The following is a 19,929-nucleotide window of genomic DNA, read 5'->3' as shown; positions in this document are numbered from 1 at the left end:
GCCGGCCATGGCGGCCTGGCCGGAGCTTTGTTCGCTCACGCCTATGTTACAAAAGTGTAATTTTTGTGCCCTTGAATCGCCACGTTCGCAGACACAGATAAACGCCATCGGCAGTTTTCGCCGAAGTCCGGAGCAAGGCCCGTCCCCCGCCTATCCCGGACACTTGCGGCAGCCTATCCCCCCTCTCCGGGCTGCCGCATCGTTTCGAGTAAAGGCCGCCGTGGTTCCCCTCCACCACGGCGGCATTTTTTTGCCTTTGGACAGGAAGCTGTGGCCCAACGGTCGCGGGCTTTCCGTTTCGCCGCATGGGCCCTAGATTCGCCGCCAGAATCGAAAGGCCCCGCCAGATGTCCCCAGTTTCCCCTGTTCTCGACCGCCTAGACAAGAACTTCGACCAGAGCCTGGAACGCCTGTTCGGCCTGCTCGCCATCAAGTCGATCTCCACCGATCCCGACTACGCCGCCGACTGCCGCAAGGCCGCCGAATGGCTGGTCGCCGAGCTCAAGCTGATCGGCTTCGACGCCAGCGTGCGCGACACACCAGGGCATCCGATGGTGGTCGCGCATCACGATGGGCCGGCGGGCGCGCCGCATTTGCTGTTTTACGGCCATTACGACGTGCAGCCGGTCGATCCGATCGAGCTGTGGGAAAGCGACCCGTTCGCGCCGGCGGTCAAGGAGATCGAGCCCGGCCACAAGGTGATCACCGGCCGCGGCGCGGCCGACGACAAGGGCCAGCTGATGACCTTCGTCGAGGCCTGCCGCGCGTGGAAGCAGGTGCATGGCGGATTGCCGTGCCGAATCACAATCCTGTTCGAGGGCGAGGAGGAGTCCGGATCGCCGTCGCTGAAGCCGTTTCTCGAGGCGAATGCGGATGAGCTCAAGGCCGATTTCGCGCTGGTCTGCGACACCGGCATGTGGGACCGCGATACGCCGTCGATCTGCGTCTCGCTGCGCGGGCTGGTCGGCGAGGAGATCACGGTGACTGCCGCCGACCGCGACCTGCATTCCGGGCTCTATGGCGGTGCGGCCGCCAATCCGATCCGCATCCTGGCAAAGATCCTGGCCGACATCCACGATGCGGATGGCCACGTCACCATTCCGGGTTTCTATGACGGCGTCGAGGAAACGCCGTCGCAGATATTGCAGTCGTGGCTGTCGCTCGGCGAGACGGCCGAGACCTTCCTCGGCCCGATTGGCCTGTCGATCCCGTCCGGCGAGAAGGGCCGCTCGGTGCTCGAGCTGACCTGGGCGCGGCCGACGGCTGAGTTCAACGGCATTATCGGCGGCTACACCGGCAAGGGCTTCAAGACGGTGATCGCCGCGCAAGCCTCGGCGAAAGTCTCCTTCCGCCTGGTCCACAGACAGGATCCGGAAAAAATCCGCGCCGCCTTCCAGGCATTTGCCAGGCAGCGCGTGCCAGCGGACTGCTCGGTCGAATTCCACCCGCATGGCGGCTCGCCGGCGATCCAGCTTTCCTACGACTCGCCCTTCCTCGCCAAGGCCGAGCAGGCGCTGTCCGACGAATGGCCGAAGCCGGCGGTGGTGACCGGCAGCGGCGGCTCGATCCCGGTGGTCGGCGATTTCCAGACCTATCTCGGCATGGAATCGCTGCTGGTTGGTTTCGGCCTCGACGACGACCGCATCCACTCGCCGAACGAGAAGTACGAGATGAGCTCCTTCCACAAGGGCCAGCGCTCCTGGGCTCGCATTCTCGAGGCGCTGACACGCTGAAATTGCGCCAGACTCAAGTTTTTGTTGATTTTTCGCCGGATCGCGGCAAGGACGGGCACGGTCCGTCGCGCATCGCTGCACGGGGCCGCGACCGGAGAAGACGATGAGCGACATACGTTTCCACAAAAACGATCTGCCCGGCCTGCTGCATTACGATGTCGGGGCGGTCGCCATCGACACCGAGACGCTGGGGCTGAACCCGCATCGCGACCGGCTCTGCGTCGTGCAGATCTCGCCGGGCGACGGCTCGGCCGACGTCATCCAGATCGCGCCCGGCCAGAAGAAGGCGCCGAACCTCGTCAGCCTGCTCAAGAACCGCAGCATCACCAAGCTCTTCCATTACGGCCGCTTCGACCTTGCCGTGCTCTACAATGCCTTCGGCGTCATGCCGGAGCCGGTGTTCTGCACCAAGATCGCGTCGCGGCTGACGCGCACCTACACCGACCGGCACGGGCTGAAGGACATCTGCTTCGAGCTTCTCGGCGTCGGCCTGTCGAAGGCGCAGCAATCGTCCGACTGGGCGGCCGAGACGCTGTCGCCCGAGCAACTCGAATATGCCGCCTCCGACGTGCTCTATTTGCACCGGCTGCGCGACGTGCTCAGCGCGCGTCTGGCGCGCGACAACCGGACCAGGGAGGCCGATGCCTGCTTCCGCTTCCTGCCGACGCGTGCGAAACTCGACCTGATGGGCTGGGATGAAGAGGACATCTTCGCCCACAGCTAATGGCCCTCTTGCACTTTAACGCCGTCGGCCGGGAGGAATTGAAATGGCTGCGCGAAAACCAATCGAGACGGCACCCAAGGACGGCTCCAAGGTCACCGTCTACTGGCAGGACAGCGACGGCGTGATGAACGAGAGCATCGCGCAATACCGTTCGCTCGACCGGCTGAAGGCGGCCGGCGGCGACTGGGACGAAAGCGACGCCGGCTGGTGGGCCTATACGGACGGCCATACGCAAAGGAAGATCGAGCCGATCAGCTGGCGGCCGGCCTCCGACGACCCGGATGCCGACGACTGAGGGTTGTCGCAACCGCCGAACTGAGTGATTATTCTGAGGCAAAGCATATTTTGTTCTTGCTTTGTGCCTGCAGCTATGCTATTAATTTCGCTATGGTGTTCATTGGCTCCAACGACCCGCCAGCCGAGGCGGGTTTTTCATTTCCGACTTTGGCGCTGTCGCGGGCCGCAGCCGTTCGGCAAGCGACTGAATACAGTTTATTTCGATTTTTCCCGACTTAACCCGCCTTTAAACCGCCGCATCTAGTCTTCAACCCCAACGCCATAGGCATGGGGAAGACAGCACAGCGCATGGCGAACCGGAAAGACAGCCGCATCGAGCCCAGCTTCGAGGCATCGCCGGGGGCGAGATCCTCGGCCGGTTTTTCGGTAAGCGAGGAGGACCGCGTCGTGCCGAGCCACCGAAAAGCCGCTGCAAAGCGCAAATCGTCCAAGGCCAAGCCGCCGCGCGGCGGGCGCGGCAAAAGCCGGCGCGGCGTGTTCGGCGTGCTTGCTCGGCTGTTCTACTGGTGCTTCGTGCTGGCCATCTGGGGCGGTATCGCCACTGCCGGCATCGTCGTCTATTACGGCGCGAAAATGCCGGCGGCCACCACCTGGGCCATTCCCGATCGCGCCCCCAACATCAAGATCGTCTCGGTCGACGGCCAGCTGCTTGGCAATCGCGGCATGAGCGGCGGCGAGGCCGTCGGCCTGCACGAAATGTCGCCCTATATTCCCGAGGCCGTCATCGCCATCGAAGACCGCCGCTTCTATTCGCATTTCGGCATCGATCCGATCGGCCTTTCCCGGGCCATGGTGACCAATGTGCTGGGCGGGCATTTTTCGCAGGGCGGCTCGACGCTGACCCAGCAACTGGCCAAGAACCTGTTCCTGACACCGGACCGCACGCTGGAACGCAAGGTGCAGGAAGTGCTGCTGGCGCTGTGGCTGGAGCACAAGCATACGAAGGACCAGATCCTCGAAATGTACCTCAATCGGGTTTATTTCGGCTCTGGCGCCTATGGTGTCGAAGCGGCCTCGCGCCGCTATTTCGGCAAGAGCGCGCGCGACGTCACGCTGTCGGAGGCCGCACTCCTCGCCGGCCTGCTCAAGGCGCCGTCGCGGCTGTCGCCGGCGCGCGACCCGAAGGCCGCCGAACAGCGTTCGCAACTGGTGCTCGCCGCGATGCGCGACGAGGGCAAGATCAGCGCCAAGGAGATGACCACGGCGATGAGCGCGCCGGCGACGCGCGCGCCGTCCTACTGGACCGGCTCGGAAAACTACGTCGCCGATACGATCATGGAAGAACTGCCCGACCTGATCGGCGACGTGCGCCGCGATATCGTCGTCGACACGACCGTCGATCTGACGCTGCAGAAACTCGCCGAGCAATCGATCCGCCGGCTGATCGACCAGAGCGGCAAAAAACTCAATGTCAGCCAGGGCGCGCTGGTGTCGATCGACAATTCCGGCGCGGTGCGCGCGATGGTCGGCGGTTACGACTATTCGACCAGCCAGTTCGACCGCGCCTCGGAAGCGCGCCGGCAGCCGGGCTCGGCGTTCAAGCCGTTCGTCTATATGGCGGCGCTGGAATCCGGCCGTACGCCGGACAGCGTGCGCAACGACGCGCCGATCAAGATCGGCAACTGGACGCCCGACAATTACGGCGGCAAATATTTCGGCAAGGTGACGCTGGCGACGGCGCTGGCAAAATCGCTGAACTCGGTGGCCGCGCAGCTGACCATGGAAGTCGGGCCGAATGCGGTGGTCGAGGCGGCGCACCGCATGGGCATCCAGTCCGAGCTGACGGCCAACACATCGATCGCGCTCGGCACCTCGGAAGTGACGCCGCTGGAACTGACCTCGGCCTATGTTCCCTTCGCCAATGGCGGTTATAAGCCCGACATCCATTTCATCCGCCGGGTCACGACGAGCGACGGCAAGGTGCTCTACGAAAACAATGGCGGCGGTGCGCCGCGGGTCGTCAAGCCCGATGTCGTCGGCATGATGAACTCGATGATGACCGGCACGGTCGAGATCGGCACGGCCAGGAAGGCGGCGTTCGCCTGGCCGGCGGCCGGCAAGACCGGCACCAGCCAGAATTCGCGCGATGCCTGGTTCATCGGCTATACCGCCAATCTGACCACCGGCGTCTGGTTCGGCAACGATGACGGCAGCGCGATGAAGAAGGTCACCGGCGGCGCGCTGCCGGCGCAGGCCTGGCATGAGTTCATGGTCGCCGCGCATGAGGGCGTGCCGGTGCGGCCGCTGCCCGGAACCTGGAAGTCGACGCCGCCCGACACCATCGTCCCGGACGACATACCGTCCGACACAGCGCCGCCGGCGCCGGTCGCTTCCGTCGGCCAATCGGCGCCGCCTGTGGCAGCTACCGAGTCGGCTTCGCGTCCCGCGCGTCCTGCCGAGACGGTCGATGCCCGCGGCCTTGCCATGCCGGGCGTCGATAGCGCCACCGGATCGATCAAGCATCCGGTGCCGCCCGGCAATGTCGGCGGCCCGGTCAAGAAGCGGCAGACTTCGATCCTGGATATTCTGGGCGGAGGTTAGGCAATGTCCGGTGAACCGGCCAAGCCGGCTGATGTCAAAGGATACAAGCGTCTAAGCACGTGGCAGTGGCTCTTGCTGCTCGGGATGACTGTTTGTGTCGTGGTCATTCGGCATCTGCCATATCTCTATTTCCCCAATCCGGCATACCTCGATCAGGAAAGAATCGGAGCGGTATACGGCTCCGTCATCATGGGGCTTTTGTTGCCTTATGGGGTGGCCTGGGGCGTTGCGCGTCTGGCCGGGCGCTCGCGTGGCGCGTTCTTAGGGGTTATCTGGACGTTGGCGGCTCTGGTCTTTGTTGTCAATCTCGGCCTGTATGCGCAGTGTCCGACCTGCTATTGAACGGTTGCCATCAGCCACGCGACCGGCCCTGTGATCGTCTGGCGGCCTCTCGTCATTGTAACCATATTCGGCTAGATCACGCGCCGGAGACCGCGACATGGCTGAACCCGACACCAGAAAGACCATCGTGCTGACCGGCGCCAGCCGTGGCATCGGCCATGCCACGGTCAAGCGCTTTTCACGCGAAGGCTGGCGCGTCATCACCTGCTCGCGCCAGGCCTTTGCCGAGGACTGCCCGTGGCCGGCCGGCCCGGAAGACCACATCAAGGTCGATCTCGCCGACCAGGAGGATGTCGGCATCGCCATCTCCGAGATCCGCCACCGGCTCGAGGCGCATGGCGGGCAGCTGCATGCGCTGGTCAACAATGCCGGCATCTCGCCGAAGCTCAAGGACGGCAACAGCCGCATGAACTCGATCGACACGCCGATGCATGTCTGGCGCGACGTCTTCCAGGTGAATTTCTTTGCCCCGATCATGCTGGCGCGCGGACTGTTCAAGGAGCTGGCATCGGCCAAGGGCTCGATCGTCAACGTCACCTCGATCGCCGGCACCCGGGTGCACCCCTTCGCCGGTACCGCTTATGCGACGTCGAAGGCAGCACTCGGCTCGCTGACACGCGAGATGGCGCATGATTTCGGCCCGCACGGCATTCGCGTCAACGCCATTGCGCCGGGCGAGATCGACACCGCGATCCTGTCGCCGGGCACGGAAAAAATCGTCGAGACCATCCCGCTGAGAAGATTGGGCACCACGGCAGAAGTCGCCGACATCATCTTCTTCCTGTGCTCGCAGCAGGCGTCCTACGTGACCGGCTCGGAAATACACATCAATGGCGGCCAGCACGTTTGAGCGAGCAGACCGATCGATATGCGCGTTTCACCGAAACCAACGTGGTTGGATCGCTTATTATCTACGAATGGGCCGCCAGTTTAGATATTTCCGGCGCGCGCGACATACTGGATCGCATAGTCGAGGTCCTCGGCTCTGAGCCTGATATCGCCACGGTCACGGACGAAAAGACGGGCAAGGATTATCTCTACCGAAACTTTGCGAAACGCGACGTCATAACCAAGAAAGATTGGCAGTCGGTCGGGTACTTGTGGAAGAGAAGTCCGGATGTGCTATCGGATTTTTCCATAGACATTGGTTGCTCTGTCGATCGTTTCAGGCTCTTCGAGATTCACATCGATCGAGCTGCTAACGCAGACGCGAAAAAAACCTTCGAAAGAATCATCAAACTGCTCGTTCAAGAGCTTCAGCCGATCTATGGCATAGGATTGTCCATGCCATATTTCTGGGGCCCAAGAGCGTTTGCGCATGGCTCAACGTCTTCCCGCTTCGCGACCGTCGACAAAACGTTCTATGGCCCGCCAGAACAGCTGCGGGCCCAATCCTTTGTTTTCGGCCGGACCTTTCATGCGCGAAGTGATGAACGGCACCTCGACGTAAATCTCCGTGATGTGTTCCCATTCAACTTGCTGTCCCAGGGGCATTTGGAACGTCGGATCGACCGCAAGCGGTTGCAGAATTGGATTCAAGACAACGCCTATGGTGTCTTGCGGCAACTGTCGCCTGTGTCATGGCGGTGGGATGTTCCGCCCGAAGACATTCAAAAAATCAGAAAATTTCTGATCGATGCAGGAATCACGATTGTGAAAGAGTAGCCGTCGTAGCGGTGTCGGCAGCCAAAGCCGGCTCGATCCTGCTCGCCGTCACCACCTCGACGATTCCGCGGGCGATCTCGCGTTCGCCCATGATGACGGTGTCGGCACCAAGGTTTTTGAGGTGCTCGACCTCGGCATCGGAATGGGCGCGGGCGATGATTTCGATTGCCGGATTGGCGGCGCGGGCGCGCAGCACGACCTGCCCGGCCTCGAAGGCGTTGGGAATGGCCAGGATCAGCCGCTTCGCGCCCGCGGGATTGGATGCGGCGAACACGTCGCCACTCGCCGCGTTGCCGGGTACGGTTTCGACGCCTTCGGCCTTGAGTTTCGCCAACGTCTTGTCGGCATCCTCGATGACGAGGAAGGGCAGGGCGGCCTGCTTCAGCGATGTACCGACAAGGCTGCCGACGCGGCCGTAGCCGATCAGGATGGTGTGGCCGGTCAGCCTCGTCCTGGGCGGTGGGCCATCCTCGTTAGCAGGCGCCGCGACCGAAGCCACCTGGCCGGGCTCGGTCGCCGGGCCGATCGGCCTTGCTTCGCCGGACGGCGCCGTCCTGCCGGCGCGTGCTTCCAGCCAGGGTTTCATCCGGTCGACGGCAAGAAACATCAGCGGATTGAGGACGATCGACAGGATGGCGCCGGCGAGGATGAGGTCGCGGCCTTGTTCGGGCAGCAGTTTCAGCCCGACGCCGAGTTCAGCCAGAATGAACGAGAATTCGCCGATCTGGGCTAGGCTTGCCGAAATCATCAATGCGGTTGCGACCGGATAGCGGAAGACGACGACGATAACAAAGGCTGCCAGCGACTTGCCGACAACGATGATGGCCAGCGTCGCCAGGATCGGCCAGCCATTGCTGATCACGCTGAACGGGTCGAACAGCATGCCGACCGAAACGAAGAACAGCACGGAAAAGGCGTCGCGCAGCGGCAGCGATTCCTCAGCCGCCCGGTGGCTGAGCTCGGATTCGCTCATGATCATGCCGGCGAAGAAAGCGCCAAGAGCCAGTGACACGCCGAACAGCTTGGCCGCGCCGAAGGCGACGCCAAGCGCAATCGCAAGCACCGCCAACCGGAACAGTTCGCGCGATCCGGTATGGGCGACGTAGTGCAGGATCCAGGGGATAAGCCGGCGGCCGACCACCAGCATGACCACGACAAAGGCCGCGACCTTGGCCAGTGTGACGGCGACGACGCCCCAGACGCCGTAGCTCGCTGGCAGCGACAGCAGACCGCTGGAGTGCACCTCCACCTGCTCTTGGCCGCCGAGCACGCCGGCCAACGCCGGCAAAAGCACCAGCGCCAGCACCATCGCCAGATCCTCGACGATCAGCCACCCGACGGCGATGCGGCCGCGCTCGGTCTCGATCAGCCGCCGCTCCTGCAGGGCGCGCAACAGCACCACGGTCGAGGCCACGGAAAGCGCCAGGCCAAAGACCAGTCCCGCACCGATCGACCAGCCGAGCATCCAGGCAAGGCCGGCGCCGAGGGCTGTCGCGAAGCCGATCTGCACAATGGCGCCGGGCACGGCGATGGCGCGGACCGACAACAGGTCCTTCAGCGAGAAATGCAGGCCGACGCCGAACATCAGCAGGATGACGCCGATCTCGGCAAGTTCATTGGCGAGGCCGGCATCGGCGACGAAACCCGGCGTGTTCGGTCCAACCAGAACGCCGGCGATGAGATAGCCTACCAGCGGCGGCACGCGAAAACGGTTGGCAAGTGCGCCGAAGACGAAAGCCAGCCCCAGACCGGCGACGATGGTGGCGATAAGGGGCGTGTCATGCGGCATTGTCTATGGAGCGCCTTCAGGAATCGCGATGTCGGACATGCGCCGTCCAAAAGCCGCCGCCGTGGCAGTATGGAGGCTGCGATAGTCGCGAGACAACCCCGCATTCCTCATGAAATCGATGACAAAGCAGCAAAAGACGGAGAGCCGGCAAGCGTTGCCACCCGGCGCGGCCTGCTCCAAGCAGGCGCTTGCTACGGAAACGAAAGTTGCACGCCGCCGATGCCGATCAGGTCGCCTGCAGCAGGCTTTCGATATCGGGTATGCTGTGGTTGGTCAGCGTCTTTGGAATTTCGGCCGTTATCTTGTCGGTCACCTCCTTGTGCAGTTTCCTGCGCATATCGCCCAGCACCGGCGGCGGCGCGATCAGCACGATCTCCTTGAAGCTGCCGCGATGCGCCAGCTTGTAGAGCCTGTCGGCAATCTCTTCGGCAAAACGCTCCTTGCCGAGCCGGTGCCAGTCGGTGTCCTCGACCGCACTGCGGTGGACGGAAGGGCCGTCGCTGTAGCGGCCGGGGCGGTCCGTGCCTTGTTCTCGGGTTGCCGGATTTTCCTGCTCCATCTCGTGCACGACCTGAAGGTCGGGATATTGGACGTCTCCACGGTTCTCGAGAAACAACGCCTTTTCGCCATCTGCCACCACGATCCACAGTCCGCGTTTCAGTCTGACGTTGCTCATGGGGCGCTCCTTTTTTGATTTTTCGAACCCATCGCCAAGCCTTTGCCGTAGGGGCATGACCGGGCTTGGGCCCATAGGGCAAACGCGTGCCGAGGCGGGAATGTTCCGGTACTCGGACCCGGTATTCCGACAAGGGCCGGCGAGAGCGCGGGGCTGCCGTCGATCGCTCGGTCAGCATCCGGCGGCTTAATCTACTAAATTGATAGAATTTAGAAAAATCTGTTTTGTGGTTAGCTCCTCCAGCCGCTAGGAAGGCAGCGGATCAAGGGCTGCAGCAGCAGCTTCAATCTGCTCCGCATTTGAATGTGGAATATTTTTCTCTTGGCCTTCATGCTTGCAGAAAAGAGATTGCCTGCTACGAAGCGATGCGCGAGTGGGTGCCTTCTGGTTTTTCGCGCCCCCGCGTAGAACTGACAAACGGTTCCAGGATTCCGCTCGTCATGCCGCAAGCCACGCCCAAGCTCAATGCCTTTCCCGTCTTCATGCGGGTCGAGGGCGAAGCCATAGCCATCATCGGCGGCGGCGAGGAGGCGCTGGCCAAGGCGCGGCTGCTCGCGCAGTCGAGCGCTGTGCTGCGCATCGTCAGCGATGAAACAAGCCCGGAGCTGCTGGCCTTTATCGCCGAGACGGGGGCCGCCCACATCGCCGACGCCTATGATGCAGCACATCTCAATGGTGCGGTGATGGTGTTTGCCGCCAGCGGCGACGAGGCCCTCGATCGCCGCGTTGCCGGGGATGCGCGCCGGCTGGGCATTCCGGTCAATGCCGTCGACCGGCCGGAGCTATGCGATTTCTTCACGCCGGCACTGGTCAACCGCGCGCCGGTCGCCATTGCCATCGGCACGGAAGGTGCCGGCCCGGTGCTGGCGCAGATGCTGCGCAGCCGCATCGACCGCATGCTGTCGCCCTCGCTCGGTCCGCTCGCAGCGCTCGCCGCATCGTTTCGCGACATCGCCGAAAGACTGCTGCCGAAGGGCAATGCCCGCCGCCGCTTCTGGAGCGATTTCTTTGGCGGCGCGCCGGCCCGCGCTGTCGAGGCCGGCGAGCTTTCGCAGGCGCATGATGCGGCCGTCGGCCTGCTGCTTTCGACAGAACCGGCATCGGGCCATATCGCGCTTGTAGGCGCCGGTCCAGGCGCCGAGGACCTTTTGACGCTGCGCGCCCATCGCCTGCTGATGGAAGCCGACGTGATCGTCCATGACGCGCTGGTGCCGGAGGCGATCGTCGCCATGGGCCGCCGCGATGCCGAGCGCCTGCCGGTCGGCAAGCGCAAGGGCTGCCATTCCAAGAGCCAGGCCGAGATCAATGCGCTGCTGGTCGAGCTTGGCCACGCCGGCAAGCGCGTCGTGCGGCTGAAGTCCGGCGACCCGCTGGTGTTCGGCCGGGCCGGCGAGGAGATGGCGGCACTTCGCGATGCCGGCGTCGCCTACGAAGTGGTTCCGGGCGTCACCGCAGCCTTCGCCGCCGCCGCCGATTTCGAACTGCCGCTGACGCTGCGCGGCGTGTCGTCGTCGATGGTGTTCACCACCGGCCATGACCTCAAGGGAAATTCGCTGCCAGATTGGGCAAAGCTCGCTATTTCCGGCGCGACGGTCGCCGTCTATATGGGCCGCTCGGTCGCTGCAGAGGTCGCCGGCCGGCTGATCGAAGCCGGCCTGTCGCCGGATACGGCCGTCGCCGTGGTCGAGAATGCCAGCCTTGCCAACCGCCGCCGTTTCCACGGCACGCTCGCCGACCTGCCATCGCTGGAGGCGCGTGCCGACCTGAGCGGCCCGGTGATGACCATCATCGGCGACGCGGTCGCCGGCGCCAATTTCGAACGGTCCGAGCCACTGGCGGCACACAGGCAGGAAAGCGTGGCCCGTGCTGCCGCGCAAGGAGTGAACCAATGAAAGTCCTGACCGCGAACCGCCTCGCCGACGGCATAGCGGTCTGGTACGCCAATGGCGGCTGGGCCGAGACCATCGACCATGCCGACATCGCCCATGACAAGGCGGCCGAGGACCGGCTGGAGGCGATCGGCGCCAAGGCCTCCGCCAACAACGAAGTGGTCGACGTCAACCTGATAGACGTGACCGTGGCCAACGGCACGGTCGAAGCGGTCCGGCTGCGTGAAAAGATCCGTGCCGCCGGCCCGACCACCCGCAACGACCTGGGCAAGCAGGCCCGTCCGCAAGCCCGCGCGGCGTAAACGACCACACACTGATGAAACGGGCGGACGCGCCCGGAAAGACCTGAATATGTACCGTTACGATGAGTTCGACCACGATTTCGTCAAGGCCCGCGTCGCCGAGTTCAGCGACCAGGTCGCACGGCGGCTTGCCGGCGAGATCACCGAGGACCAGTTCCGGCCGCTGCGGCTGATGAACGGAGTCTATCTGCAACTGCATGCCTATATGCTGCGCATCGCGGTGCCCTACGGCACGCTGAACAGCAAGCAGCTGCGCATGCTCGGCCACATCGCCCGCAAATACGACAAAGGTTACGGCCATTTCACGACACGCCAGAACATCCAGTTCAACTGGCCGGCGCTGTCGGACATCCCGGCGATCCTGGCCGATCTGGCAAGCGTCGAGATGCACGCCATCCAGACCAGCGGCAATTGCATCCGCAACGTCACCGCCGACCACTTCGCCGGCGCCGCCGCTGACGAGGTTGCCGATCCGCGCCCCTATGCCGAAATCCTGCGGCAATGGTCCTCGGTGCATCCGGAGTTCTCGTTCCTGCCGCGAAAATTCAAGATCGCGGTGACCGGCGCCGAGCGCGACCGCGCCGCCATCCAGACGCACGACATTGGCCTGCATCTGAAGAAGAACGCCGCTGGCGAGCTCGGTTTCGCCGTCTATGTCGGCGGCGGCCAGGGCCGCACGCCGATGGTCGCCAAGAAGATCCGCGATTTCCTGCCCGAAGCGGATCTGTTGTCCTATTGCACGGCGATCTTGCGCGTTTACAACCTCTACGGCCGTCGCGACAACAAGTTCAAGGCGCGCATCAAGATCCTGGTCCATGAGACCGGCGTCGAGGAGATCACCCGCCAGGTCGAGGCCGAATGGCAGGAGTTGAAGGACGCCGAGCTGAGGCTGCCGGAAGAAGACATCCGCGCCATCGACGCCTATTTCGCGCCGCCGGCGCTTGTCGACCGGCCGGAAGGCGATGAGGCGGTCAAGCTTGCCCGCCTCGACTCCAAGAGCTTTTCCGAATGGCTGGACCAGAATGTGGTCACCCATCGCCATCCCGACTACGCGGCGGTGACCATCTCGCTCAAGGGCATCGGCGAGACGCCCGGCGATGCCTCCGACAGCCAGATGGAAGCGGTCGCCGACATTGCCGAAAAATATTCATTCGACGAGTTGCGCGTCAGCCACGAGCAGAACCTGATCCTGCCGCATGTGGCGCGTGCCGACCTCAAGGCGGTCTATGACGCGCTTGTCGATATCGGGCTGGCGACGGCCAATTCCAACCTGATCAGCGACATCATCTCCTGCCCCGGCCTCGACTATTGCGCGCTGGCAACGGCGCGTTCCATTCCCGTGGCGCAGGAAATCTCGCGGCGCTTTGCTTCGCTGGAGCGCCAGCGCGACATCGGCGAATTGAAGCTGAAGATTTCCGGCTGCATCAATGCCTGCGGCCATCACCATGTCGGCCATATCGGCATCCTCGGGGTCGAGAAGAAAGGCGCCGAGCTCTACCAGGTGACGCTCGGCGGCTCGGCCGACGAGAACACCTCGGTCGGCGAGATCATCGGCCGCGGCTTCAGTTCGGAAGAGATCACCGATGCCATCGAGCAGATCGTCGAGACCTATCTCGGGCTTCGGCTGGACAGAAACGAAAGATTCATCGACGCCTACCGCCGAGTCGGTCCCGCGCCGTTCAAGGAGGCGCTCTATGCTGGCGAAGCCAAGGCCGCTTGACCGTATCGTCGACGTCGAGGCCGGCATCGCCGCCCAAGCAGCGGGTCTCGACGCGCTCTACGGCCATCTGAAGCCGCTGGAGATCATCGAGCGGTCGACCCGGGAGTTCTTTCACGGCGAAATCGCCGCCGTCTCGTCCTTCGGCGCGGATTCGGCGGTGCTGCTGCACATGATCGCCGAGATCGACCGGACGCTGCCGGTGATCTTTCTCGACACCGGCAAGCATTTCGAGGAGACGCTCGGCTATCGTGACGCGCTGGCCGCCGATTTCGGGCTGAGCGATATCCGGGTGATCAGGCCCGACGATGCGGCGCTGGCAAGGATCGACCCGACCGGCAATCTGAACGAGACCGACACCGACGCCTGCTGCGACGTCCGCAAGGTCGAGCCGCTGGCGCGCGGCGTCGAGCCGTTCCGCGCCTGGTTCACCGGCCGCAAGCGCTTCCAGGCGGCGACCCGGGCAGCGCTGCCGGTGTTCGAGGCGGTCGGCTCGCGCATCCGCATCAATCCGCTGGCGCACTGGACGACATCGGACCAGGCCGGCTACATGCGCGCGCATGCGCTGCGTGAGAACCCGCTGGTCGCCTATGGCTATCTGTCGATCGGCTGTTTCCCATGCACGCAGCCGGTGCAACCGGGCGACGATGCGCGCAGCGGCCGCTGGGCCGGGCACGCCAAGACCGAATGCGGCATCCACTTGTCGGGGCTGGAAAGGTCGCTGACCGACGCCTCGCTTTAGGATATGTTGATATTCAGCCGGCCTGCAAACGGCGGCTTCCTGCGCTTCCGGCGCTCACGTACCCAAAGTACGCTCCGCTCCGGTTCTCGGAAGCCACGCAGTTTGGTCGCTTCGCGCCCGCCTTCGGTTCCGGCTCGGCCTGACCTGAATCTCAACGCACCCTGAGGTGCACTTTAGAATCTTTGGACTTGGGAATTTTCTTGATGAGCGATTTGATAGCCGAAAACGCCATGCGGCTGTGGACACCGGATGGGTTCCGCGAGGACGAGTGGGTTCATGCCGAAAGTGCCGAGGCGCTGGTCGGCAATGGCCGTTTCATCCTGCCGTTGCAAGCGTTTCTCGGCCTCGATCCGGAGGTGCGGCGGTCGGCGAAGGAGCGCATCGGTGTGCTGCTGCAGCCGGGCGATCAGCTCGAAAAGATCGCAGGCCTGCTCGATCAGCTGTCGCTGGTGGCGCTGGCATTTCCGGCGTTCAATGACGGCCGCTCGTTCTCCAAGGGCGAATTGCTGCGCAGCCGTTATCATTTTGGAGGCGCTATGCGCGCCACCGGGCAGGTGCTGATTGATCAGCTGCCGCATATGTTGCGCCTCGGCTTCGATGAATTCGAGATATCGCACCCAGTACTGCTGAAGCGGCTCGAGCAAGGCCGCACAGGCGGACTGCCGCTGTCCTACCAGCCGGCGGTGAAGCCGGAGGCCAAAGGCCCGAAATATTCCTGGCGGCGGGTGCGCGCCGGCTGATCTGCTCCAGGGGACCAGAAGCCCTATCTGGTCGGACCACATTCCCGATTCAGCCTTTTATTTTGCGCCACTCCGCCTTAGGATAGGCCATTATTTCGCGATCCGAATAAATGTGGCCACAAGGGAGGAACCGGGTATGGCTGGCAAGAAGATATTGATGCTCGTTGGCGAGTTCAGCGAGGAGTACGAGATTTTCGTCTTTGAACAGGCCATGCATGCGGTGGGCCACACCGTCCATGTCGTTTGCCCCGACAAGAAGGCCGGCGATATCCTGAAGACCTCGCTGCACGACTTCGAGGGCCACCAGACCTATACGGAAAAGCTCGGCCACGACTACATCCTCAACAAGACGTTTTCTGAGGTCAATCCGGCCGACTACGATGCCGTCTACGCGGCGGGCGGGCGCGGGCCGGAATATATCCGCATCGACAAGCGCGTGCAGGCGCTGGTGCGGCATTTCCATGAGACGGGAAAACCGATCTTCACCATCTGCCACGGCGTGCAGATCCTGATCGCGGTCGACGGCGTGGTGCGCGGCCGCGAAGTCGCGGCGCTGCAATATTGCGAGCCAGAAGTCACGCTGGCCGGCGGCATCTATATCGATGTTGCACCGACCGGCGCCCATGTCGACGGCAATCTGGTGTCGGCCAAGGGCTGGCCGGGCCTTGCCGCGTTCATGCGCGAATGCCTGAAAGTGCTGGGCACCGAGATCCGCCAGGGCGAGATCCTGATGCGCGACCAGCGCCAGGCGGCTTAAGCTCGGAATGTGGAGCCCGCCGCACCCCTAACGCATGTCGCGCAAAAGTGTTCGGCGGTTTTGCCATAACGGCATGCATAAACAAGAACCTAAAGCGCGTCGCATGAGGCCGGTCGAGCGCGACGCGCTTTAGGTGCGGCGGTGCGTCTACACGGCAATCCGCGCTTCGCGGAACGATACCAGCTTGCTGCGGCTCTCGTCCCACAGCGCCAGCTTGACGCAGCGCAGGCTGTCGAGGAGTGTGACGCGGCCGATCTCGCGCAGCTCCGGATAGTCCCTCAGCACTTCCGGAAGCCGGTAGCATGGCACCTTGGCCGAGAGGTGGTGCACGTGGTGCACGCCGATATTGCCGGTGATCCAGTTCAGCACCGGCGGCAGGTCGTAATAGGACGAACCGTGCAGGGCAGCGTGCTGGAATTCCCACTCGGAGTCCTTTGTCCACTCCGTCTCTTCGAACTGGTGCTGGACATAGAACAGCCAGATGCCGGCCGATCCGGCGAGGATGACGATCGGCAAATGCACGACCAGAAACGCGCCGGGGCCAACGAACCAGATGAGCAGAGCGGCTATGACCGTGATGGCTAGGTTGGTCGACATCGACGACACCCAAGGGGTGAGGCCGCCCCGCATCATGCCCAAGGGCAGTCTCTGCTCGAAAATGAAAATCCAGATCGGGCCAAGGCCGAACATCACCAGCGGATGGCGATAGAGGCGATAGGCGAGCCGGCCCCGCCACGACAGTTGCCGGTATTCGGCGACCGTCAGTGTCTTGATGTCGCCGGTGCCGCGCTCGTCGAGATTGCCGGCGCTGGCGTGATGGGTTGCGTGGGCGCGGCGCCAGCAATCGTAGGGCGTCAGCGTCAGCACGCCAAGCACGCGGCCGATCCAGTCGTCGGCATAGCGGTTGGCAAAGAAGGAGCCGTGGCCGCAATCGTGCTGGATCATGAAGATACGCACCAGAAAGCCGGCTGCCGGAAGGATGAGGACCAGACCCCACCAATGGCCATAGGCATAGGCGGCCGAGGACAGTGCCCACAGCGTGGCGAAGGGGATGAGGGTGATGGCGAGTTCGACGGCGCTGCGACGCCTGTCGGGCTTTTTATAGCGCGACAGGATTTTCAACCAGGCGCGCTTGCTGTTTGCCACAGCTTCGGGGGAAATCATGTTCATCATGAAACATAGGCGGAGCGGCGCGCTGCCGCAAGGCGGAGATCACGCAAAGTTACTGCGGGTAAATGTCGCGCGATGGCGAGGAATTGCGGCCGCAATCGCAGGTCGTGTTGCTGGCGACGGTATCTACCGACGGCGCCCGCCTGCGACCACCTTGGCTTCGACGCCGTCCAGGCGGTCGAGCAATTCCTTCAGACGGTCGGGAATATCGGACTCCGTGCGGAAGGCCGGCAAGGTGCGCAGAAAGCGCTTAGTCGCCTCGGTGCCGAGCTGGCGCCGGATATCGGCGGCGAGCCCGTCGCGTTTTTCGCCATTCCTGCGGGGCATCATCCAAAATCCTGTGTCGGCTTCGAAACTCTTCCAAGGGAGGAATGGTTCCCGCATTGTAGCATGCTGGCAAGCAAAGCCGTCGGGTACGGTAAAGTTTGAATTAAAATCGAAAGGTCTGCCCCGTCCGCCATCAAGCAGCGACAGCGGCTGCAGTATCGCTTGCCCCTTGATTTTTGGCCGCCAAACCTCGATATCGGGCGCAAATCCACACCATTCGAAAATGACGGGAAACGGCGATGAGCGACCAGGCAAAAGACGAACGCGCGCCCGATGAAGCCGAGAAGACCGAGGCTGCCGCGGAGCCAAGGGAAGGTGGCGTCGACGGCGACTATGAAGCGCTTGTGCGGCTTCTGAAGGAAAACGAAGAGCTGAAGGATCGCGCGCTGCGCGTCGCGGCCGACATGGAGAACTTGCGTCGCCGCACCGCCCGCGACGTCCACGACGCGCGCGCCTATGCAGTCGCCAACTTTGCCCGCGACATGCTTTCGGTGTCAGACAATCTGCGCCGTGCGCTGGATGCCATCCCGGAGGAGGCCAAGGCGTCGGGCGATGCCGGCTTCAAGGCGCTGATCGACGGCGTCGAGATCACCGAGCGCGCCATGCTGTCGGCGCTGGAACGCCACGGCGTGAAGAAGCTCGAGCCCGAGGGCGAGAAATTCGATCCGAATTTCCACCAGGCGATGTTCGAGGTGCCCAATCCCGACGTACCGGCCAACACGGTCGTGCAGGTCGTGCAGCCCGGCTATTCGATCGGCGAGCGTGTTCTGCGGCCGGCCATGGTCGGCGTCGCCAAGGGCGGCCCCAAGCATGTGGCGAGCGAAGCGCCCGTCGAGCCGGGGCCGGTCAACGAGCAGGCCGAGAAGGATGCGTGAACTGGGAATAGTGCACCGTTCGGCAGCAACCGCCACCAAAGCGTGAGGGATGATCGACCGCCCCCCAACCTGTCCGAGTTCAGGGGGCGATCAAACAGGTCGCCGTGCAGGGCTTTCCTGCCCTCAGCCCAGCAGTTCACACCCATAGTGGCGGACCACGTCGGGGAATGTCTTCATGTCCGGCATTCCTTCGCCGTCCGGAGGGATGCGCCTGTCTCCGGCAGGCACACTGGTCGCTTCTAAAAGCTCCTCGAACCCACCGGGCGTGAAGAGGAACAGCATCCGGGCCGGCCCACGCTTGACCGTATAGCGGTGCGGCACATCGCGTGGCCCAAAGAGAAACGAACCGGGTCCAGCCATAATCGCCTTACCGCCGATCTCGAACTCGATCTCGCCTTCCATCACCAGGAATGACTCGTCCTCGCGATGATGGACGTGCAGCGGCGCCTCACCTTCGCTCTCGAGGACTTCAACCAGCGTGAACTGGCCCGCCGTCTGGGCTGCTGTCGCCTTGATCACCGCCAGCGAGCCAAGCCACCAGCGCGCCTCTCCATCCAAGGCGTGACTGCAAAAGGCGTGGGGAATGCTCCTGCCAGCTCCGCCGCTAGCCACAGCCGCCACAGAATGGTAGCCGACCTTGATCGAGGCGGAATTCACCATCGAGCAATAGTTTTTGATGCCGGGCAGGGTGGACCAGACCTCGCCAGCCGACTTGGCGCTGTCAATGTCCGCCCATTCGAGTATCTCCGTCCAGCCTCCCTCGGATTTAAGGAGGCGACGATTGATGAAACCCTTGAGCTTCCGCACCTCGTCATTCACTTCATCTCTGGTCTGCAGGAACATCTGCTCGGTGAATCCGGGCTTCAATGCAAATTCGGTGATTTCAACGACATTCGTGTCCATGACTTCCTCCCTTTGCTACCTGACCTTTGTTTCGCCTCCCGCATTCTGTTCGCTCAAGACGTGCTCGTTCGGCCTTGGCCTTTGAGCCAGCAGAGCGCCATTTCTGTTGCCGTTTCGACTGCGAGGTCCACCGTCATGCCGCGTATCCGCATCGCGTTGAACGTCGGAAAGTCGAATAGAAAGCTGATTGCCTGCACGACATCATCGCCGGGACCGTCGTTGGCCAGGGCCTCGCGCACGAATCCGGCCACCATGTGTCGCAGGTATTCCTCCCATTCCCGCATGGCTGGAAGCTCGCGCTCGCGCAGGTCGCTTTCGAGATGCCGTCCGCCACGGTGGTAGAAGGCGAACAGCTCGTTGGCGACCCGGCGCAACCGTTCTTTAGGGTGCGTCGCCCCGCCGATTATCTCAGTCACCGATTCGGGCGACGGAGGACGCAGACGCTCCATCAGCACTTCGCCGCACGCCGGCACCAGGTCATCCAGAGTAGGAAAATGCTTGTAGACGGTGCCAACGGCGACATCGGCTTCCGTAGCGATGTCCTTCCAAGTCGTGCCAAAGATGCCGTTCTGGGTGTGCAGCTTGATTGTCGCGTCGAGAATGCGCTGCCTCGTCTTGGCGAAGGCGGCAGTCCGGGAACCCATGCTGTAGCGGCGAGGGGACATAGACGTCCACTTAAATAATTGAATGAACAATTCAATCATTTAATTTATCTGGAGTCAATCCAGATTCGCAGGAGC

Annotated in this window: 20 protein-coding genes; 14 read left to right on the top strand and 6 right to left on the bottom strand. The window is 63.1% G+C overall.

Features of this window, described 5'->3' with window-relative positions:
* Positions 1-347: 347 nt before the first annotated feature.
* The 7 genes from NKJ55_RS01420 to NKJ55_RS01390 all read left to right on the top strand — a co-directional run bounded on the left by NKJ55_RS01420 (position 348) and on the right by NKJ55_RS01390 (position 7,302).
* Positions 348-1,733, top strand: a complete 1,386-nt coding sequence (locus tag NKJ55_RS01420; RefSeq protein ID WP_352448349.1) for a M20/M25/M40 family metallo-hydrolase — start codon at positions 348-350, stop codon at positions 1,731-1,733.
* A gap of 103 nt (positions 1,734-1,836) precedes the next feature.
* Positions 1,837-2,457 carry a ribonuclease D gene (locus NKJ55_RS01415; RefSeq protein WP_023675237.1) on the top strand — a complete coding sequence of 207 codons (621 nt, stop codon included), beginning with the start codon at positions 1,837-1,839 and terminating at the stop codon, positions 2,455-2,457.
* Positions 2,458-2,500: 43 nt separating this feature from the next.
* Positions 2,501-2,752 (top strand): hypothetical protein, encoded by a 252-nt coding sequence (locus tag NKJ55_RS01410; RefSeq protein ID WP_352448348.1) that lies wholly within the window; start codon positions 2,501-2,503, stop codon positions 2,750-2,752.
* Positions 2,753-3,042: 290 nt separating this feature from the next.
* Positions 3,043-5,295 carry a transglycosylase domain-containing protein gene (locus NKJ55_RS01405; RefSeq protein WP_352448347.1) on the top strand — a complete coding sequence of 751 codons (2,253 nt, stop codon included), beginning with the start codon at positions 3,043-3,045 and terminating at the stop codon, positions 5,293-5,295.
* A gap of 3 nt (positions 5,296-5,298) precedes the next feature.
* Positions 5,299-5,637 (top strand): hypothetical protein, encoded by a 339-nt coding sequence (locus NKJ55_RS01400; RefSeq protein WP_352448346.1) that lies wholly within the window; start codon positions 5,299-5,301, stop codon positions 5,635-5,637.
* 97 nt (positions 5,638-5,734) lie between these two features.
* Positions 5,735-6,487, top strand: a complete 753-nt coding sequence (locus tag NKJ55_RS01395) for an SDR family NAD(P)-dependent oxidoreductase (protein ID WP_023718933.1) — start codon at positions 5,735-5,737, stop codon at positions 6,485-6,487.
* Positions 6,484-7,302: a hypothetical protein gene (locus NKJ55_RS01390; RefSeq protein WP_352448345.1), complete on the top strand. Its 819-nt coding sequence runs from the start codon at positions 6,484-6,486 to the stop codon at positions 7,300-7,302. The genes NKJ55_RS01395 and NKJ55_RS01390 overlap by 4 nt, the downstream gene beginning before the upstream one ends.
* Here the strand turns inward: NKJ55_RS01390 and NKJ55_RS01385 are convergent.
* Together NKJ55_RS01385 and NKJ55_RS01380 are read right to left on the bottom strand one after the other, a co-directional pair.
* Entirely contained in the window at positions 7,283-9,091 is a 1,809-nt protein-coding gene (locus NKJ55_RS01385; RefSeq protein WP_352448344.1) for a cation:proton antiporter domain-containing protein, read from the bottom strand. The two genes, NKJ55_RS01390 and NKJ55_RS01385, sit on opposite strands and share 20 nt — an antisense overlap.
* A 226-nt stretch (positions 9,092-9,317) precedes the next feature.
* Complete coding sequence (locus NKJ55_RS01380) at positions 9,318-9,767, bottom strand: baeRF12 domain-containing protein (protein ID WP_352448343.1); 450 nt, start codon at positions 9,765-9,767, stop codon at positions 9,318-9,320.
* A gap of 440 nt (positions 9,768-10,207) precedes the next feature.
* Here NKJ55_RS01380 and cysG point away from each other — a divergent pair, with 440 nt between their 5' ends.
* The 6 genes from cysG (at position 10,208) to NKJ55_RS01350 (ending at position 15,914) form a co-directional block, all read left to right on the top strand.
* Entirely contained in the window at positions 10,208-11,659 is a 1,452-nt protein-coding gene (gene cysG, locus NKJ55_RS01375) for a siroheme synthase CysG (RefSeq protein WP_352448342.1), read from the top strand.
* Positions 11,656-11,958, top strand: a complete 303-nt coding sequence (locus NKJ55_RS01370; RefSeq protein ID WP_352448341.1) for a DUF2849 domain-containing protein — start codon at positions 11,656-11,658, stop codon at positions 11,956-11,958. Before cysG ends, NKJ55_RS01370 begins: the two co-directional genes overlap by 4 nt.
* A gap of 49 nt (positions 11,959-12,007) precedes the next feature.
* Complete coding sequence (locus NKJ55_RS01365) at positions 12,008-13,678, top strand: nitrite/sulfite reductase (RefSeq protein WP_352448340.1); 1,671 nt, start codon at positions 12,008-12,010, stop codon at positions 13,676-13,678.
* On the top strand, positions 13,653-14,417 hold the full coding sequence (locus NKJ55_RS01360; protein ID WP_352448339.1) for a phosphoadenylyl-sulfate reductase: 765 nt from the start codon (positions 13,653-13,655) through the stop codon (positions 14,415-14,417). The genes NKJ55_RS01365 and NKJ55_RS01360 overlap by 26 nt, the downstream gene beginning before the upstream one ends.
* A 203-nt stretch (positions 14,418-14,620) precedes the next feature.
* Positions 14,621-15,157, top strand: coding sequence for a DUF934 domain-containing protein (locus NKJ55_RS01355; protein ID WP_352448338.1), 537 nt, complete (start codon positions 14,621-14,623; stop codon positions 15,155-15,157).
* 136 nt (positions 15,158-15,293) lie between these two features.
* Entirely contained in the window at positions 15,294-15,914 is a 621-nt protein-coding gene (locus NKJ55_RS01350; RefSeq protein ID WP_023675247.1) for a DJ-1/PfpI family protein, read from the top strand.
* Between the two features lie 147 nt (positions 15,915-16,061).
* Here the strand turns inward: NKJ55_RS01350 and NKJ55_RS01345 are convergent, their stop codons facing one another.
* Complete coding sequence (locus tag NKJ55_RS01345) at positions 16,062-17,084, bottom strand: fatty acid desaturase (protein ID WP_352448337.1); 1,023 nt, start codon at positions 17,082-17,084, stop codon at positions 16,062-16,064.
* Between the two features lie 126 nt (positions 17,085-17,210).
* The gene (locus tag NKJ55_RS01340) at positions 17,211-17,414 is read right to left on the bottom strand and encodes a hypothetical protein (RefSeq protein WP_023675249.1); all 204 of its coding nucleotides are present in this window, start codon (positions 17,412-17,414) and stop codon (positions 17,211-17,213) included.
* Positions 17,415-17,650: 236 nt separating this feature from the next.
* On the opposite strand from NKJ55_RS01340, the gene grpE reads away from it, so the two are divergent.
* Entirely contained in the window at positions 17,651-18,286 is a 636-nt protein-coding gene (grpE, locus tag NKJ55_RS01335) for a nucleotide exchange factor GrpE (RefSeq protein WP_023675250.1), read from the top strand.
* 123 nt (positions 18,287-18,409) lie between these two features.
* Here grpE and NKJ55_RS01330 read toward each other — a convergent pair whose 3' ends face one another.
* Complete coding sequence (locus tag NKJ55_RS01330; RefSeq protein ID WP_352448336.1) at positions 18,410-19,189, bottom strand: cupin domain-containing protein; 780 nt, start codon at positions 19,187-19,189, stop codon at positions 18,410-18,412.
* A 53-nt stretch (positions 19,190-19,242) separates the two neighbouring features.
* Positions 19,243-19,893 (bottom strand): TetR/AcrR family transcriptional regulator, encoded by a 651-nt coding sequence (locus NKJ55_RS01325; protein ID WP_352448335.1) that lies wholly within the window; start codon positions 19,891-19,893, stop codon positions 19,243-19,245.
* Positions 19,894-19,929: the final 36 nt, after the last annotated feature.

Origin of the sequence: Mesorhizobium sp. M0106 (assembly GCF_040322715.1) — a bacterium.
Taxonomy (GTDB): Bacteria; Pseudomonadota; Alphaproteobacteria; order Rhizobiales; family Rhizobiaceae; genus Mesorhizobium.
This window is presented reverse-complemented; position numbering and strand designations above follow the sequence as displayed.

Bases quoted from the DNA above. Each gene is read 5' to 3' on its own strand.
- NKJ55_RS01420 (WP_352448349.1), top strand. From the start codon at position 348: ATGTCCCCAGTTTCCCCTGTTCTCGACCGCCTAGACAAGAACTTCGAC.
- NKJ55_RS01415 (WP_023675237.1), top strand. From the start codon at position 1,837: ATGAGCGACATACGTTTCCACAAAAACGATCTGCCCGGCCTGCTGCAT.
- NKJ55_RS01410 (WP_352448348.1), top strand. From the start codon at position 2,501: ATGGCTGCGCGAAAACCAATCGAGACGGCACCCAAGGACGGCTCCAAG.
- NKJ55_RS01405 (WP_352448347.1), top strand. From the start codon at position 3,043: ATGGCGAACCGGAAAGACAGCCGCATCGAGCCCAGCTTCGAGGCATCG.
- NKJ55_RS01400 (WP_352448346.1), top strand. From the start codon at position 5,299: ATGTCCGGTGAACCGGCCAAGCCGGCTGATGTCAAAGGATACAAGCGT.
- NKJ55_RS01395 (WP_023718933.1), top strand. From the start codon at position 5,735: ATGGCTGAACCCGACACCAGAAAGACCATCGTGCTGACCGGCGCCAGC.
- NKJ55_RS01385 (WP_352448344.1), bottom strand. From the start codon at position 9,091: ATGCCGCATGACACGCCCCTTATCGCCACCATCGTCGCCGGTCTGGGG.
- NKJ55_RS01380 (WP_352448343.1), bottom strand. From the start codon at position 9,767: ATGAGCAACGTCAGACTGAAACGCGGACTGTGGATCGTGGTGGCAGAT.
- cysG (WP_352448342.1), top strand. From the start codon at position 10,208: ATGCCGCAAGCCACGCCCAAGCTCAATGCCTTTCCCGTCTTCATGCGG.
- NKJ55_RS01370 (WP_352448341.1), top strand. From the start codon at position 11,656: ATGAAAGTCCTGACCGCGAACCGCCTCGCCGACGGCATAGCGGTCTGG.
- NKJ55_RS01365 (WP_352448340.1), top strand. From the start codon at position 12,008: ATGTACCGTTACGATGAGTTCGACCACGATTTCGTCAAGGCCCGCGTC.
- NKJ55_RS01360 (WP_352448339.1), top strand. From the start codon at position 13,653: ATGCTGGCGAAGCCAAGGCCGCTTGACCGTATCGTCGACGTCGAGGCC.
- NKJ55_RS01355 (WP_352448338.1), top strand. From the start codon at position 14,621: ATGAGCGATTTGATAGCCGAAAACGCCATGCGGCTGTGGACACCGGAT.
- NKJ55_RS01350 (WP_023675247.1), top strand. From the start codon at position 15,294: ATGGCTGGCAAGAAGATATTGATGCTCGTTGGCGAGTTCAGCGAGGAG.
- NKJ55_RS01345 (WP_352448337.1), bottom strand. From the start codon at position 17,084: ATGAACATGATTTCCCCCGAAGCTGTGGCAAACAGCAAGCGCGCCTGG.
- NKJ55_RS01340 (WP_023675249.1), bottom strand. From the start codon at position 17,414: ATGATGCCCCGCAGGAATGGCGAAAAACGCGACGGGCTCGCCGCCGAT.
- grpE (WP_023675250.1), top strand. From the start codon at position 17,651: ATGAGCGACCAGGCAAAAGACGAACGCGCGCCCGATGAAGCCGAGAAG.
- NKJ55_RS01330 (WP_352448336.1), bottom strand. From the start codon at position 19,189: ATGGACACGAATGTCGTTGAAATCACCGAATTTGCATTGAAGCCCGGA.
- NKJ55_RS01325 (WP_352448335.1), bottom strand. From the start codon at position 19,893: ATGATTGAATTGTTCATTCAATTATTTAAGTGGACGTCTATGTCCCCT.